This window comes from Streptomyces sp. SID12488 (assembly GCF_010548275.1).
Classification (GTDB): Bacteria; Actinomycetota; Actinomycetes; order Streptomycetales; family Streptomycetaceae; genus Streptomyces.
Genome location: NZ_JAAGLT010000041.1, coordinates 1 through 15,196 on the forward strand (window position 1 = coordinate 1; position 15,196 = coordinate 15,196).

General features: G+C 71.4%; 8 protein-coding genes and 1 pseudogene. 6 read left to right on the forward strand and 3 right to left on the reverse strand.

Translation table 11 applies throughout. The features are described 5' to 3' along the window. The coding region (locus tag G3I56_RS38555; protein ID WP_239135355.1) for a hypothetical protein at positions 1-1,373 on the forward strand (1,373 nt) is incomplete at its 5' end. Between the two features lie 39 nt (positions 1,374-1,412). Here the strand turns inward: G3I56_RS38555 and G3I56_RS38560 are convergent. Then, on the reverse strand, positions 1,413-3,848 hold the full coding sequence (locus G3I56_RS38560) for a helicase C-terminal domain-containing protein (protein WP_343240181.1): 2,436 nt from the start codon (positions 3,846-3,848) through the stop codon (positions 1,413-1,415). Between the two features lie 305 nt (positions 3,849-4,153). On the opposite strand from G3I56_RS38560, the gene gndA reads away from it, so the two are divergent. Continuing rightward, positions 4,154-5,596: an NADP-dependent phosphogluconate dehydrogenase gene (gene gndA / locus G3I56_RS38565; RefSeq protein WP_164417472.1), complete on the forward strand. Its 1,443-nt coding sequence runs from the start codon at positions 4,154-4,156 to the stop codon at positions 5,594-5,596. A gap of 85 nt (positions 5,597-5,681) precedes the next feature. On the opposite strand, the gene G3I56_RS38570 is transcribed toward gndA, so the two are convergent. Together G3I56_RS38570 and G3I56_RS38575 are read right to left on the reverse strand one after the other, a co-directional pair. Further along, complete coding sequence (locus G3I56_RS38570; protein WP_164417475.1) at positions 5,682-7,187, reverse strand: cellulose-binding domain-containing protein; 1,506 nt, start codon at positions 7,185-7,187, stop codon at positions 5,682-5,684. Between the two features lie 262 nt (positions 7,188-7,449). Beyond that, on the reverse strand, positions 7,450-8,772 hold the full coding sequence (locus G3I56_RS38575; protein ID WP_164417478.1) for a radical SAM protein: 1,323 nt from the start codon (positions 8,770-8,772) through the stop codon (positions 7,450-7,452). 149 nt (positions 8,773-8,921) lie between these two features. On the opposite strand from G3I56_RS38575, the gene G3I56_RS38580 reads away from it, so the two are divergent. From G3I56_RS38580 to G3I56_RS38595, 4 genes and pseudogenes are all read left to right on the forward strand, one after another. Beyond that, on the forward strand, positions 8,922-10,166 hold the full coding sequence (locus G3I56_RS38580; RefSeq protein WP_164417481.1) for an FAD-binding protein: 1,245 nt from the start codon (positions 8,922-8,924) through the stop codon (positions 10,164-10,166). A gap of 175 nt (positions 10,167-10,341) precedes the next feature. Beyond that, on the forward strand, positions 10,342-11,580 hold the full coding sequence (locus G3I56_RS38585; protein WP_164417601.1) for an ROK family protein: 1,239 nt from the start codon (positions 10,342-10,344) through the stop codon (positions 11,578-11,580). A gap of 126 nt (positions 11,581-11,706) precedes the next feature. After that, positions 11,707-12,197: pseudogene (locus G3I56_RS38590) on the forward strand (carbohydrate ABC transporter permease); the annotation flags it as partial. A 25-nt stretch (positions 12,198-12,222) separates the two neighbouring features. Then, the gene (locus G3I56_RS38595) at positions 12,223-15,153 is read left to right on the forward strand and encodes a glycoside hydrolase family 2 TIM barrel-domain containing protein (RefSeq protein WP_164417484.1); all 2,931 of its coding nucleotides are present in this window, start codon (positions 12,223-12,225) and stop codon (positions 15,151-15,153) included. Positions 15,154-15,196 lie beyond the last annotated feature (43 nt).

Below are 15,196 nucleotides of genomic sequence, written 5' to 3' on the forward strand. Positions count from 1 at the left end.
GCCTGGCCGGCCTGCACCGGGCCGAGGCCGCCGCCGTGCGCGTCGTACGAGGCCTGCGCGGCGCCCGTGCCCGGCACGACGGCCATCGCCTGGCCGACCTGGTCGCCGCGCTGAGCGAACTCCTGCTCACCACCCGTCTGTTGGCGGCAGACCGTCCCGACCCGGCCCTGATCGGCACCGCCCGCCGCGGCTACCGGCCGGGCGACGGCGGTCTGCGCGTCCACGGGGTCTGCCGCGAGCCGGTGATCAGCGCCACCGGCTACGGCGGCGTGGTCACCCACGTCGTCTCCGACGACGGCCGCTGGTTCTCCGTCGCCGACGTCAGGCCCGGCGGCCCGGCCCGCGCCCGGGGCGCCGCCACGGCTCCCGTCTCCCTCGGCCCGGCCGTGCTCGACCACGCCCAACTCGCGCGCGGCGGCCTGCTGATCACCGGGGCCACCGTCTCCCCGGACGGCCGCCTCGGCTCCGGCAAGGGCGTCCGGGCCACCCCCCTGACCGGCGTCCCCTGGTCATCGGGGCCCTTGGCCGCCCTGTTCGCCCGCCCACTCGCCGAAGCCGTCGCCGAACGACTCGCCACGCCCCCGGGCCAGGAAGGCCAGGACGGACGGACTGGTGAACCGATCGGCTGCGACCTGGTCGTCGTCGGCGCCTTTGGCGACCACCTCCTGGCCCGCGAACTGCCCGCCGCCACCGGCCCCCTCATCCGTCTGGCCCCCGCCAACCCCCATCCCGACCTCGCCCACACCGCCAACCTCCGCCGGCTCGCCTCCCGCCCCGGCCTCCGCATACGCGTGGTCGGCCGGCTCGACCCCGACCGGGCCGCCACCCTGCACCCGCTCGCCGTCGGCCCCGTACCCGGCACCGAAGCGACACTCCGGCTGCCCCCGGAATGGCTGGACCGCGCCGATCTCGGCTACGACCGCGTCCAGGGCGCGCATCTTCCGCCCCCCGACGCCGGTCCGCCCGCCGAAGCGCTCACCCGGTCCCCGCCCGACCCCCTGGCCGACTCACCGCTGTGGCGGGTGCGCCGTCTGGTCGAACTGGCCGTCGCCGGAGGCCGCCGTGCGGTCGCCGAGCCCGCCCGCAGCGGCGATCTCGACCGCGACACGGCTTCCCTGCGCCGTACGGGATTCCGTACCGCCGCCGACCTGGCCACGGCACTCACCACGGCGGCCGACCACCGCACCCGTGACGTCTTCGGCCGGCTCGAAGAAGCCGACCCCGACCACTACGCGTCGGCCTGGCTCGCCGCGGCGGTCCACCTGGCGAGCACCGAACGAGTTCTGGTCCAGGCCACCTGGCAGACCCACCAGGAAGCCTCGGAGGTCCATGACCGGCGAACTGTGGATGCCTCGTCGGACATCGATCCGTGAATGCCGGGAGGGACGGAGCAGGTCTCACCATGCCCAGGGCTACGCGGGCATGACGCCTTGAATCCGGGAGAGGGTGAAGACACGTTCGTCGTCGCGCAGATGGCACCAGGCGTACAGGTAGGGCGGGTCGAAATCGATCTCGCTGAGTGTGCGCACGGTGCGGCTGCCCGACGCGGCGACGTACTCGATGGTCACTGCCTGTCCCTCGTTGATGGCGTGGGCCAGTTGACGGACGTCGGCGAAGGACAGCAGGTGCGCGTACCCGGCGATGATCTCCTCGGTGTCGGTGCCGAAGGGAATTCCGTTGTACGGGTCAGGCTCCGGCGCGAAGACCGGTGCGCCCCGCAGCCTGGCGGCCAGCGCGCTCACGTCGGCAACGGCCGGGGACCGCTTCGCCTGTGCGCCCTCACCGCCGGGCGGACGTGGGTGCGGCACCGGGGCGGCGGCACGTTGGCTCGGGGTCTGTTCGACACGTACGGTTCCGTCGGCGGCCTCGGCGACGGGGGCGTAGCCCGCGGCCCGGATCGCGGCGAGGGTCTTGTCGAGCGGGGTCCGGCTGATGAGAACCGTCGGCGCCAGTTGCCGCAGGCCGAGGCCGACGAGCTTTCGGTGGACGGCGAGTTCGGCGAGGAGGGCGGGTTCCTCGCCGTGGATCACGCAGGCCGCGGACGTGACACGCACACGGCCGTGGCCGCGCGCGGTGTCGTGGATCAGGTACGACAGCGGCTGCGGCAGGGAACCCACGGCGACGGCGGCCAGGTCGGCCGCGATGGTGTCGGGTGTACGGCCGGAGTCCAGGGCGCGGCGGACGGTGCCCGGGCTGAACCGCCACACCGACGCTGTGCCTCCGGCTTCCCTGTCCGCGACGGCGTCCAGCAGCTCCGCGAGGTGGGCGGCGGGCGTGCCGGTGACGACGGCCGTGAGGTCGGCGCCGAAGCGGGCGGTCCTGGTGGCGGCCGGCAGCAGGCGCCGACAAGCCGCGGCCAGGGCTTTCGTGTCGTCGGCCCGCACGGCGGCGCCGATGCGGGACAGGGCGCCGCGAGCGATGACTCCGAGCAGTTCGGCCTCGCCGACCAGCGTCGCGAACGGCACGGTGTCCTGCGGGAGTCGATGGGCGAGCGGGCTGTACCAGGCGACCAGCGGCCCCAGTTCCTCGGCGCTCTTCGCCGCCTGGTCCGCCGGGAGGTGCGCCACGGCGCTGAGGAGTCCCTCCCGCGCCTGTGCACAGCCGTTGCAGGGCGGTGTTCCGGCGAGTGCGGGCATTGCCTTGCCGTCCTCGTCGCGAGCCCGGGACGGGGTCGACGGCAGCGTCCGCCACACCTGGAGCAGGACGGTGAGCTGTTCCGCCGGTTCTCGCTGCGCCCAGGCGTCGTAGCCGTCCGTCGCCACGACGTGGCTGCCGTCCCGGGCCAGCAGCCCGGCGGCGTACGCCGTCTCCAGGACGAGGCGTACGACGATGTCGTCGCACCGCGCCGCCTTGCCGACCCGGGACAGCTCACGCACGCCGACCCCGCCGGACTTCAACAGGGCCGGCGGAGCAGCCGAGCACACCGTCAGGACGGACGCGGCGTGGGCGGCGAACGCCGTGGCGGAGGCCGCCGCCTCCCGGTCCACGTCCGCCGGGGTGATGGGCATGGAACGTGCTTCGGGTGGGGCCGGCGCGAACGGGGCGTGCCAGTCGTCCCCGCGCAGCGCGAGCGCCACCTCGGCGGGCATACGGGCGGGTCCGTAGCGGTGCCGGTCCTGTACCAGCAGTCCCCGCTCCAGCGCCCAGCGCGCACCCGGCCCGGAGTCGGGCCGGGAGACCCCGAGAGCGACGAACTCCGCCTGCGAACCGGAGAGTCCCGTCTCGTCATTCGCTCGCCGCTCAAGCAGTTCCCGGGTGGCCGCGGGTGCCCCCGCCACCAGCATGGCGACCCGCTCCGGATCGCTGTGGTGAGCCACGAGAGCCGTCAGCCGCTGCTGCTTGTTGCCGGCCGGTGACCGGACGCCCAGGGCCGACAGCATCCGGCGCAGTTCCTCGGAGGTCGTGTCCGCCAGCAGCCGGACCAGCGGCGCGTCCAGTCCCAGCGGCGTGTCCCACGCCTCCCGCAACGGCGCCGCCAGACGCAGCAGCCCTTCGCCGTCCGGCCAGACCAGCGCGCGATCGGCCATCGCCCCGAGAGCCGCGTCCAGGCCCCGGGAGCCCTCTGCTCCGGTCGCGCCCAGCAGACCCGCCAGCGCGGCACGTGAAGCCGGCCCCAGCGCCGCCAGCGCCTCGGCAACCTGCCAGTGCGGCAGCGCGAGCCCGGGGAGCACGAGCGCCACCGACGCCGGGCGTTGAAGGCGGTCCGCCAGTTCGCCGAGCGACCGTGGTTCCGGTGGCGCCACGGCATCCGCGCGAGCTGCGAGGACCAGCTCCAACTGCCGGGATTCGAGACCGCTCAGCCATACGGCCAGTGTTGATCCGCCGGGCTTGGCGATGGGACACCTCACGAGAACGAGCACCGATGACTTCCGGACCGCGACCGGTCCTGCGCAGGACACCACCAGGATGACGCATCACGGAGGGCGGTTGCTTTCCCTGACGGAAGAATCCCACTTCTGGGTACACCGTCGGCGGTGGCGACGTCGCGTCGGCCGCGGTCGACGCGGCCTGTGACGGCCGTCGCAGAAAGCACTTTCGCCTCAAGCGTGCCCCCGCTCTCGACGCCACGCGACATCCAGCTGAACAACTGGGGCCCCACCAGCCGTAACTGATCGTGTGGCGGTTGGGACCGCACCGAGCGAAGGAGCACACCATGAAGGCGACCGCGCAGATCGGCGTCACCGGCCTGGCGGTGATGGGCCGGAATCTGGCCCGGAACTTCGCTCGGCACGGTTACACCGTGGCTCTCCACAATCGGACCCCCGCCAGGACCAAGGCACTGGTCGAGGACTTCGGGCACGAGGGCGAGTTCGTGCCGGCCGAGACGGCCGAGCAGTTCGTGGCTGCCCTGGAGCGCCCCCGGCGACTCATGATCATGGTGCAGGCCGGGGCGGCCACCGACGCGGTGATCGACGAGTTCGCCGCGCTCCTGGAACCCGGCGACATGATCATCGACGGCGGCAACGCCCACTTCACCGACACCCGCCGCCGGGAACAGGCGCTGCGCGGGCTCGGCATCCACTTCGTGGGCGTGGGTGTCTCGGGCGGTGAGGAGGGCGCGCTGCACGGGCCGAGCATCATGCCCGGCGGCTCCGTGGCGTCGTACGCCGCGCTCGGGCCGATGTTCGAGACGATCAGTGCCAAGGTGGACGGCGAGCCCTGTGTCACCCATGTCGGCACGGACGGCGCCGGGCACTTCGTGAAGATGGTGCACAACGGCATCGAGTACGCCGACATGCAGCTGATCGGCGAGGCGTACCACCTGCTTCGCCAGGTCGGCGGCTATGAACCGGCGCGGATCGCCGAGGTCTTCCGCCAGTGGAACAAGGGCCGTCTCGACTCGTACCTGATGGAGATCACCGCCGAGGTGCTCGCCCACACCGACGCCGCCACCGGCAGACCCTTCGTGGACGTGGTGGCCGACTCCGCCGGGCAGAAGGGCACCGGCCGCTGGACCGTACGGACCGCCCTGGAGCTCGGTTCCCCGGTCACCGCCATCGCCCAGGCCACCTTCGCCCGCGCCGCCTCGGGCCAGCGGGCCCTGCGCGCCGCCTATCGCGAGCTGCCCGGCGGCACCAGCTGGGACCTCACCGCGTACGAGGCGGAACGGTTCGCCTGCCTGGTCGAGCACGCCCTGTACGCGTCGAAGCTCATCGCCTACGAGCAGGGCTGGAAGATGATCCTGGACGCGTCGGCGGAGTACGGCTGGGACATCGACCTCGGCGCGATAGCGAAGATCTGGCGCGGCGGCTGCATCGTCCGGGCCGCCTTCCTCGACCGGGTCCGTGCCGCGTACGAGGCTGATCCCCGCCGGGTCACGCTGCTCACCGAGGAGGGCTTCGCGGCCGAGATCGCCGACGCCCAGGTCCCCTGGCGCGAGGTCGTCGCCACGGCCGCCCGGCACGGTGTCCCGGTCCCGGCGTTCTCCGCCGCCCTGTCGTACTACGACACCCTGCGCGCCGAGCGCCTGCCGGCCGCCCTCACCCAGGGTCAGCGCGACTACTTCGGCGCCCACACCTACCGGCGTACCGACCGCGAGGGGCGCTTCCACACGCTCTGGGAGCGGGCCGACCGGAGCGAGACCGAGGTGATCTGACCTCGGGCGGTCGGCAGCACGAACCGGGCCGGTCACGCTCGCGGCGATATCGCTGCCAGCGTGACCGGCCCGGGTGCGGAGGTGCTCAGCTCGTGCAGCTGCTGCCGTTCAGCGTGAAGTCGAACGGAGCCTCGTTCTTGCCCTGCCAGCTGGCGAGGAAGCCGAAGGAGACGGTGCCGTCGGCCGCGACGACCCTGTTGTAGTCGGCGGCCGTGGCCGTGACGCGGGCGCCGTCCTGGGAGAAGCCCGCGTCCCACATCTGGCCGACCTGCTGGCCGTTGCGGAAGCTCCAGGCGATGCGCCAGCCGTCGACGGCCTTCGCGGAGGTGACGCTGATGGTGGCCTGGAAGCCGTCGGGCCACTCGTTGACGAGGTCGTACTCGACCTCGCAGGACACCGGTGCGCTCTCGTCGGGGCTCGGCTTCGGCGTCTCGCCGCGCGCGGTGGCGACGGAGGTGCCCTGGGGCTCCGGGTCGGGCTTGTCGGCGGGCGTCGGCGACGACTTCGGGTCCGGGTCCGGGGCGTCCGACTGCCGGGGAACCGAGGACGGGGTGGAGCCCGCGGGGACGGTCAGGCCGGACGGCAGGACGGGTGACGGATCCATCACGGGCTTGCCGTCGGTCATGCCGCCCTTCGCGGTGGGGCTGTCGCCGGACCCGTCGAAGGGCAACATCGAGACGGTGAGCGCCAGCCCGGAGACGATGACGGCGGCGACCAGGATCGCCGTACGGCCGATGCGCGGGCGGTACTCCCCGATGGTGAGACCGGTGTTGATGCCCGCTTCGGAGCGCCCGCCGAGCAGACCGGCCTCGGCGGCGCGGCGGCGCCGTTCCAGGTAGGCGAGCCCGCCCCAGCCGATGACACCGCCGGCGAGCGCGGCGGACAGCCCGCTGATCCCGCCGTACAGCCGCAGGCAGGCGGCTGCCTCGGCGCACTCCACGCAGGTCGCGAGGTGCCGGGAGAGGTCCTCGGGCACCTCGGCGCCCTGTGAGCGGGTGACCGCGTCGAGCAGCCGGGCGTAGCGGCGGCAGTCGGGGTCCAGCGGGGTGTCGAGCAGGTTGCGCTGGCAGCGGTCCCTGAACAGGATGCGCACCTGGGCGAGTTCCTCGGCGGCGTTCACCGGGTCGAGGCCGAGCCGGCGGGCCACCTGGTCCAGGGGCAGCGCCTCCACCTCGGCCAGCCAGATCAGGTCGGCGTCCGCTGCCTGCATGTCACGCAGGGCGCGCAGCGCCAGTGGGCGGCGCAGCGGCGGCCCCACGTACCGGGCGGCCTTGTCGGAGTTGAGCCACAGCCGCAGGTCGGGGTCGAGGTGGTTGCCGTGCCCGGTCTCCTCCCAGGACGCGGCGGTACTGCGAACCGCCGCCAGCAGCAGGGGTATCCAGGGCAGGCGGGGTGTGCGGCGCCCGGTGCTGCGGGCCCCGAAGTCGGCGGCCCGGGCCGCGTGGATACCGTGCGTGAACGCCTCGGCGGCCAGTTCGGTGCCGGCGGACGAGCCGGACGTACAGAGGTCGGCGTACGAGAGGACCGCGTCCCAGCACTCGGAGAACAGCGCTGCTTCGGCGGCGTCCTGAGGGGTCGGCAGATCTGGCATATGGGGGGACTCCAGCATCAACGGCTTGCACACGCCAACGTCAAGGTCAACTGACCCCACGAGAAGGGGAGTTGGGAACCGTTTCGCGAAACGGAGCCCGAGCCTTTCACGTTCCCCGCGCAACTGACAAGCGACGTATCCACATGTCGCAACATGTCAACGCGGGCTCGCCGTACGGTGGTCCGGGGTGGGAAAAACGACCGGATTCGTTCCCCGGAAGTACTACCACCGTCCCCCCATACGGATCTCGGCGGCGTTCCGTTCAGACCTTCGGCGCCGAATCCCGGGCCGGCAGGCTGTCCATGAAGGAGCTGACGGAGAAGACGGCTCGGCCGGGGCCGGGTTCGCCGTAGCCGGGGGGCGAGTCGAGGCCGAACTCGTCCATCGTGGCGCGGTAGGCCTCCAGCAGGCGGATGTGGTACTCCAGCGGCGCGCCCTGCGGGTTGGCCTTGCCGAGCGGGGTGGTGGGCTCGGGGCACCAGGTGGTGAAGCGGGGCGTGATGCCGTGCGACATGAAGAAGCGCAGGCCTTCGGTGGTGGAGGCGATCGCCTCGTCGACCGTCGTGAACCCGGACGGCTCGGCCATCTCCACGCCGGCCACGAAGTTGGGGATGACGTTGCGCGCGCCGAAGACGTCAGCCGAGTCGAGGATGCGCTTGTGCCACTCGTCGCGGCCTACGTAGCGCTCCTTGCCGGGGCAGAACAGCTCGAAGAGCCGGCGGTCCCACACCTCGTAGTTGGGGTGGTAGATCTGCACGCCGTAGTCCTTGAAGCGCTGGACGTCGTCCTTCGGCAGCGCCTGGGCGACGACCTTGCCGATCCAGCGGCCCGGGAAGTGCTCCTCGATGGCCTTGGCATACATGCCGTAGAAGTCGGCCTCGTCGCGGCCCTGGAGCTTGGAGGTGATGGCGCCGCCGGTGAGGGTGTAGGCGGTGGAGGCCTTCGCCGTGTCGTAGCGGTCGATGATCTCCAGGGCTTCCAGTACCTCGTCGACGTCCTTCACGCCCGTGTAGGGCCGCCCGGCCGCCTTGTGCTGGCGCCAGTTGTGGTTGATGTCGCAGTACTGGCACTCCTCCTTGGCGCCGAAGTACTGGCAGACCCGGAAGACGGTCAGGTAGATGAGGTAGCCCCACTGGATGGTGGGGGCGACCTCCATGACGGACTTCCCGTTGGAGAGCTTGTGCTTGTAGTACTCGGGCATCGGCGGCACCCCGACGTCCGAGATCCGCTTCCCGTCCAGGTAGAGCCCGAGGACGCCGTCCTCGTCGGACGCCACCCGGTACGGCGAGGCGGGGTTCACCCGCACCGACACGACGGTCCGGCGCAGGTCGTAGGGGCCGCCGGTGAGGATGATCTCCTCCGGCGGGCGGCGCAGCGCGGCCTCGCCCAGCTCGGGGAGGGTGCCGTGGTCGAAGGAGAAGATGAAGTACGACTTCGGCTTGACGTCGCCGCTCTCGTTGTCGCTGAGCGCGGACGGGTCGAAGGCCACACCACCCCTGAGCAGGTCCTCTTTGAAGACAGCTTCCCGCGGTACGTGCGGAAAGCGCTCCATCAGATCCTCGACCAGCGCGGTGCGGCTGCCCATCCCGTGTCTCCTCCAGCTCCGGCGGTACTCCGGCGTTCGACTCCTCACGGTATGCCCCCGGCTGCGCGACTGTGGTCGCGGGGCCCCTCGGGCATGTCACACGCGGCTGCGTGAGAAGGTCGACACATCTGAGCGGAGGGACGAACCCGATGGCCGAGACGCTGACCAACTGGGCGGGCAACATCATCTACACGCCCACGGAGCTGCACCGACCGGGCTCCCTGGACGCCCTGCGGGCGCTGGTGGCCGAGAGCGCGCGGGTGCGGGTGCTGGGCAGCGGGCACTCGTTCAACGAGATCGCCGAGCCGGGCGACGGCGGTGTCCTGCTCTCCCTGGCCGGGCTGGAGCAGGAGGTCGACGTCGATACGGCGGCCCGTACGGTCCGGGTCGGGGGCGGGGTCCGGTACGCGGAGCTGGCGCGGTTCGTCCACGGGCGCGGACTCGCGCTGCCGAACATGGCGTCCCTGCCGCACATCTCGGTGGCGGGGTCCGTGGCGACCGGCACGCACGGTTCAGGGGTGACCAACGGTTCGCTCGCCACCCCGGTACGTGAGGTCGAGCTGGTCACGGCGGACGGCTCGACGGTGACGATCACGCGGGGCGAGGACCGGTTCGACGGCGCCGTCACCTCACTCGGCGCGCTGGGCGTCGTCACGGCCCTCACCCTCGACCTGGAGGCGGACTTCGAGGTCGAGCAGTACGTGTTCACCGAACTGCCGCTGGACGGGCTGGACTTCGAGGACGTGGCCGGTGCCGCGTACAGCGTGAGCCTGTTCACGGACTGGCGCGCGCCGGGCTTCAGGCAGGTGTGGCTGAAGCGGCGCACCGACCAGGCACGGCAGGACTTCCCCTGGGCCGCGCCCGCCACCGAGGCGATGCACCCGGTGCCGGGGATGCCGGCCGTGAACTGCACCGAGCAGTTCGGGGTGCCGGGGCCCTGGCACGAGCGACTCCCGCACTTCCGTGCGGAGTTCACGCCGAGCAGCGGCGAGGAGCTCCAGTCGGAGTACCTGCTGCCGCGCCCTTACGCCCTGGACGCCCTGCGCTCGCTCGACGCGATCCGGGACGTCGTCGCGCCGGTGCTCCAGGTGTGCGAGGTCCGGACGATCGCCGCGGACACACAGTGGCTGAGCCCGGCGTACGGGCGGGACAGCGTGGCGTTCCACTTCACCTGGGTGGCGGACACCGCCGCGGTACTGCCCGTGGTGCGACGGGTCGAGGCGGCGCTGAACCCGTACGGGGCACGTCCGCACTGGGGCAAGGTGTTCGCCGTACCGGCGGAGGTGGTGCGCGGACGGTATCCGAAGCTGGCGGACTTCGCTGCGCTGGCGGCGTTCCTGGACCCCTCGAAGAAGTTCACGAACGCGTTCGTACGGGAGGTGCTCGGCGACTGACCCCGGGCCGGATACGGCGCCGCGTACGCCGAGACTTTCCTCAGCCCCTTTCCTAACCCCTTGTCGAACCTCCCTCACTGCCCATAGCCTTGCGCCGCGCCGGTGCCGTCGCGCTCCGGCCCGTCCGCACCGAGTTCCGCACCGAGATCTGCACGGCGAGGGGGCGAGCCCGGTGGTGAAGCGCACGTCACGTGACATCCGCACCGCGAACCGCTATGCGGTGCTGCGCCAGATCATCGCCGAGTCACCGACGTCCCGGCCCGAGCTGGCCGCCGGCACCGGGCTCAGTCTCGCCACGGTCGCCACACTCGTCGGGGAACTCATCGACCTGCGGATGCTGACCGAGGTCGGCTTCGAGGACTCGGCCGGCGGGCGCCCGAGGGGTCTCGTGGCCGTCAACGCGACGGGCGGCGCGCTGATCGGTGTCGACATCGCGGAGACATACGTCCGGGCCGAACTGTTCGACCTGGGGCTGAACGTCCTGGCCCGCGCCGCCGAGCACATGCGCCCCGGCGAGAGCCGCCCCGAGCAGGTGGTCGGGCATGTCGCCACGGCCGTCGGTTCGGTGGTCGCGCAGGCCGGGATCGAGGGCGCCCGGGTTCTCGGTGTCGGGGTGAGCGTGCCGGGGCAGGTGGACCGGGTCACCGGTGTCGCCGAGTACGCGCCGAACTGGGACTGGCACGACGTACCCCTCCTCGACCTGCTCACCGAGCACATCGCCTATCCGCTGCACCTCGACAACCCGCTGCGTGCCTGTGCAGTGGCCGAGCTGTGGTTCGGGGCCGTACGCGGGCACGCCGACGCGGTCGTGGTGAACCTCGGGACGGGCGTCGGCGCCGGCCTCGTGATCGGTGGCGGGGTGCACCGGGGGGTGAGCAACAGCGCCGGGGAGTGGGGGCACACAACCCTCGTACTGGACGGGCGCCTGTGCCACTGCGGCAACCGCGGCTGCGTCGAGACGTATGTCGGCGCGCCCGGAATCATGCTGAACCTGGAGGAGCTGGACCCGGGTGGCGCGCTGCTGCATCCCGACGACCAGACGGCGACAGTCGACGCGCTGGCCCGTGGGGTCGCCGCCGGTGATCCGGTGGCCGTGAAGGTGGTCCGGGACATGGCCCGCTATCTGGGCGCGAGCATCTCCGACCTGGTGAACCTGCTGAATCCCGAGATCGTCGTGCTGAGCAGCTGGGTCGCCGCCACACTCGGCGAGCCGCTGGTCGCCGAGGTACGCGAGGCGGTGGCCCGGCACGCGCTGAAACGGCCCCTGGCGGCCACCGAGATCGTCCTCTCCCCCATCCCGGGGGATCCGGTGTGCCTGGGCGCGGCCACCTTCGCCCTCGAAGGCGCCCTGTCCGCGGCCACCCAACGGTCGTCGGCCGTCCGGCGCGGCAGCGGTCCCGGGCCACTGAAATAGGTCCGGTCCAAACCCCTGACCGTCCCGAACGGAGTTCGCCCAATCGATTTCCGAAGCCTTGGCCAAAGGCCGCCCGTCCGGTTCCACATCCGTCCGGTCGGCACGGTGGTCCATGGCGCCCCGACCACTCTGATGATCCCGGCAGCCGTGACCATCGTGCCCAGCTTCGTCCCGGTATCGCCCCGCGGATGGGGGTGGACAGTTACCGAGGTCTCATCATCCCGGGCCTCCCCAGCGGTTTCACCTGCTTCCTCTTTCGGCAGTACATCCTGGGGTTCCCGAAGAAGCTGGAGGAGGAGACGCGCGTGGACGGGCTCGGCTATTGGGGTGCGTACTGGCGTGTCGTCATACCCAACTCGCTGACCTTGTTCGCGGCGATCGCCACGATCACCTTCATCAACGGCTGGAACACCTTCCTGTGGCCACTGGCCATCGGCCAGGACCCCAGCACCTGGACGGTGCGGGTGACACTGTCGTCGTACATGACGAATCAGACGGTCGACTTCCACCTGATCTTCATGGCGACCATCATTTCCGTCCTTCCCTTGGTGTCCGTGTTCCTCTTCCTCCAGCGCCGGCTGGTGCGGGGGATCGCACGGACAGGCATCAAGGGCTGAACCTTCCCTCAATACCTGGAGACCGATGTCCTTCCGCACCACTGCCATGTCCACCGACTACGTCGAAGACGTCTCACCCGGCCGCGGGGCCCTTCCGCCCCGCGCCTGGTACGCGTCCTCGGACGCCGGTTCACTGTCCCTGAACGGCAGTTGGCGCTTCCGGCTGTCACCGACCGCCGACGGCGCGGACGACTCGTTCGCCGAGCCGGGCTACGACGCCGGGGACTGGGCCGAGGTGACGGTCCCCGGTCACTGGGTCCTCCAGGGGGACGGGGCATTCGGTTCGCCGATCTACACCAACCACCTCTACCCCTTCCCGGTGGACCCGCCGCGCGTGCCGACCCAGAACCCGACCGGCGACCACCTACACGTCTTCGACCTGCCGTCGGACTGGCCCGACCTGTCGGACGGCGGGGCCGTGCTGCGCTTCGACGGCGTCGAGTCGTGCGCCCGGGTGTGGCTGAACGGCACGGACATCGGCGACTTCAAGGGCTCACGGCTGGCGCACGAGTTCGCGGTCGGCGAGCTGCTGAAGCCCAGCGGCAACGTCCTCGCCGTCCGGGTCCACCAGTGGTCGGCGGGCTCCTATCTGGAGGACCAGGACCAGTGGTGGCTGCCGGGCATCTTCCGGGACGTGACCCTGCTGCACCGCCCGGCGGCCAGTGTCCTCGACTTCTTCGTGCACTCCTCGTACGACCACACGACCGGCGAGGGCACACTCCGCGTCGAGTCCGATGTCGAGGGGCGAGTCACCGTCCCTGAGCTGGACATCGATGTCAGGACCGGTGAGCCGGTAGCGGTCGCGGTCGAGCCGTGGACCGCCGAGACACCCCGTCTGTACGACGGCGAGCTGGTCACCGCCGGTGAGCGGGTGCCGTTGCGCATCGGCTTCCGGACCGTGGAACTGGCGGACGGACTCATCAAGGTCAACGGCAAGGCCGTCCTCTTCAAGGGCGTCAACCGGCACGAGTGGCACCCCGAGAAGGGGCGCACCCTCGACCTGGAGACCATGCGGGCCGACGTGCTGCTGATGAAGCGGCACAACCTGAACGCCGTCCGCACCTCGCACTACCCGCCGCACCCGGCCTTCCTCGACCTGTGCGACGAGTACGGCCTGTGGGTCATCGACGAGTGCGACCTGGAGACCCACGGCTTCACCGAGCAGAACTGGCGCGACAACCCCGTCGACGACGACCGCTGGACCCCGGCCCTCCTGGACCGCGCCTCCCGGATGGTCGAGCGCGACAAGAACCACCCGTCGATCGTCATCTGGTCGCTGGGCAACGAGGCCGGCACCGGACGCGGGCTGACCGCCATGGCGAAGTGGATCCACAGCCGGGACAGCTCCCGGCTCGTGCACTACGAGGGCGACTGGGACTGCCGCGACACGGACATGTACTCGCGCATGTACGCCGACCACGCGGAGACCGAGCGCATCGGCCAGGGCCTGGACGGCGGCACGCAGAAGCGCCGCGGGCTCCCGTTCATCCTCTGCGAGTACGGCCACGCCATGGGCAACGGCCCCGGCGGCATCGCCGACTACCAGCGGATCTTCGAGGACCACGACCGCGTCCAGGGCGGCTTCATCTGGGAGTGGATCGACCACGGCATCAAGGACGAGCGGTTCGGCTACGCGTACGGCGGCGACTTCGGCGAGGAGCTGCACGACGGCAACTTCGTCTGCGACGGGCTGATCTTCCCGGACCGGACGGCGTCACCGGGGCTCGTCGAGTACAAGAAGGTCATCGAGCCGGTCCGCATCGAGGGCGACGGCACGGACGGGACCGTGCGCGTGACCAACGCGTACGACTTCGCCGACCTGTCCGCGCTCACCTTCGCGTGGTCGTACGACGTCGACGGCACGGCGGTCGAGAGCGGCACCCTGGTGGTGCCCGCGCTCGCGCCCGGCGAGTCGGCGGAGGTGAAGCTGCCGCAGCCGCCGGCCGACGGCAGGGGCGCCGAGACCTGCTGGACCGTGCGGGCCACACTCGCCGAGGACACGATGTGGGGGTCGCAGGGCCATCCGGTGGCCTGGGGCCAACTCCCTGTCCACGCCCGCACCCTGGTGAACGTCGCCGCGAGCGAGCGTCCCGCCGAGTCCAGGTTGCTGCGGATCAGCACCGGGGGCGAGCCTTCCGCCCGCGCCGAGCGGGACGGCATCATGCTCGGTCCTGCCGTCTTCAGCCCCTCGACCGGCGCGTTGATGTCGATCAACGGGGTCGATGTCATCGGCCCGAAGCTGGACGTCTGGCGGGCGCCCACCGACAACGACGACGGCGCTGCCTGGCAGCCCGACGAGCGATACGGCATGCTCTGGCGCAAGCTGGGCCTGCACCGGATGCAACACCGCCTGGATTCCGTCGAGTCGGGCGAGAACGCGCTGACGGTACGGACCCGGGTGGCACCCGCCGCGGCCGAGGTGGGCCTGAACACGGTGTACCGCTGGACGTCCGACGGCGACAAGCTGAAGCTGACCGTGACCGTCGACCCGGAGGGCGACTGGACGCTGCCGCTGCCGAGGCTCGGTATTCGCCTGGGACTGTCTGGCGCGGACCGGGTGACGTGGTTCGGCGGCGGCCCCGGCGAGGGGTACCCGGACACCGACTCGGCCTCCATGCTGGGTCGTTGGGAGTCCACTGTCGACGAACTGCAGACCCCCTACCTCCGCCCGCAGGAAAACGGCGCCCGGGCGGGCGTCCGTTGGGCCGAACTCGGCGGGCTGCGGGTCGACGGCGACCCGGAGTTCTGGTTCACGGCGCGCCGCTGGACGAGCGAACAGCTCGACGCGGCCGACCACCTCACCGACCTGACACCCGGCGACACGGTGTGGGTCAACCTCGACCACGGGCAGCAGGGAATCGGCTCACAGTCCTGCGGGCCGGGCGCACTTCCGCAGTACCTGCTGCGGGTTCAGCCCGCTGAATTCTCCGTTGTCTTCTCGGCCGTCGCCGACTGAGAATGTTACCGGTCACACGGCCGTCCGGCCCCCCAGCCGGACG

What these genes read in the sequence shown, in the direction of transcription:
- G3I56_RS38570 (WP_164417475.1), bottom strand. Translation starts at nt 7,187, where the DNA reads ATGCCAGATCTGCCGACCCCTCAGGACGCCGCCGAAGCAGCGCTGTTC.
- G3I56_RS38580 (WP_164417481.1), top strand. Translation starts at nt 8,922, where the DNA reads ATGGCCGAGACGCTGACCAACTGGGCGGGCAACATCATCTACACGCCC.
- G3I56_RS38575 (WP_164417478.1), bottom strand. Translation starts at nt 8,772, where the DNA reads ATGGGCAGCCGCACCGCGCTGGTCGAGGATCTGATGGAGCGCTTTCCG.
- gndA (WP_164417472.1), top strand. Translation starts at nt 4,154, where the DNA reads ATGAAGGCGACCGCGCAGATCGGCGTCACCGGCCTGGCGGTGATGGGC.
- G3I56_RS38595 (WP_164417484.1), top strand. Translation starts at nt 12,223, where the DNA reads ATGTCCTTCCGCACCACTGCCATGTCCACCGACTACGTCGAAGACGTC.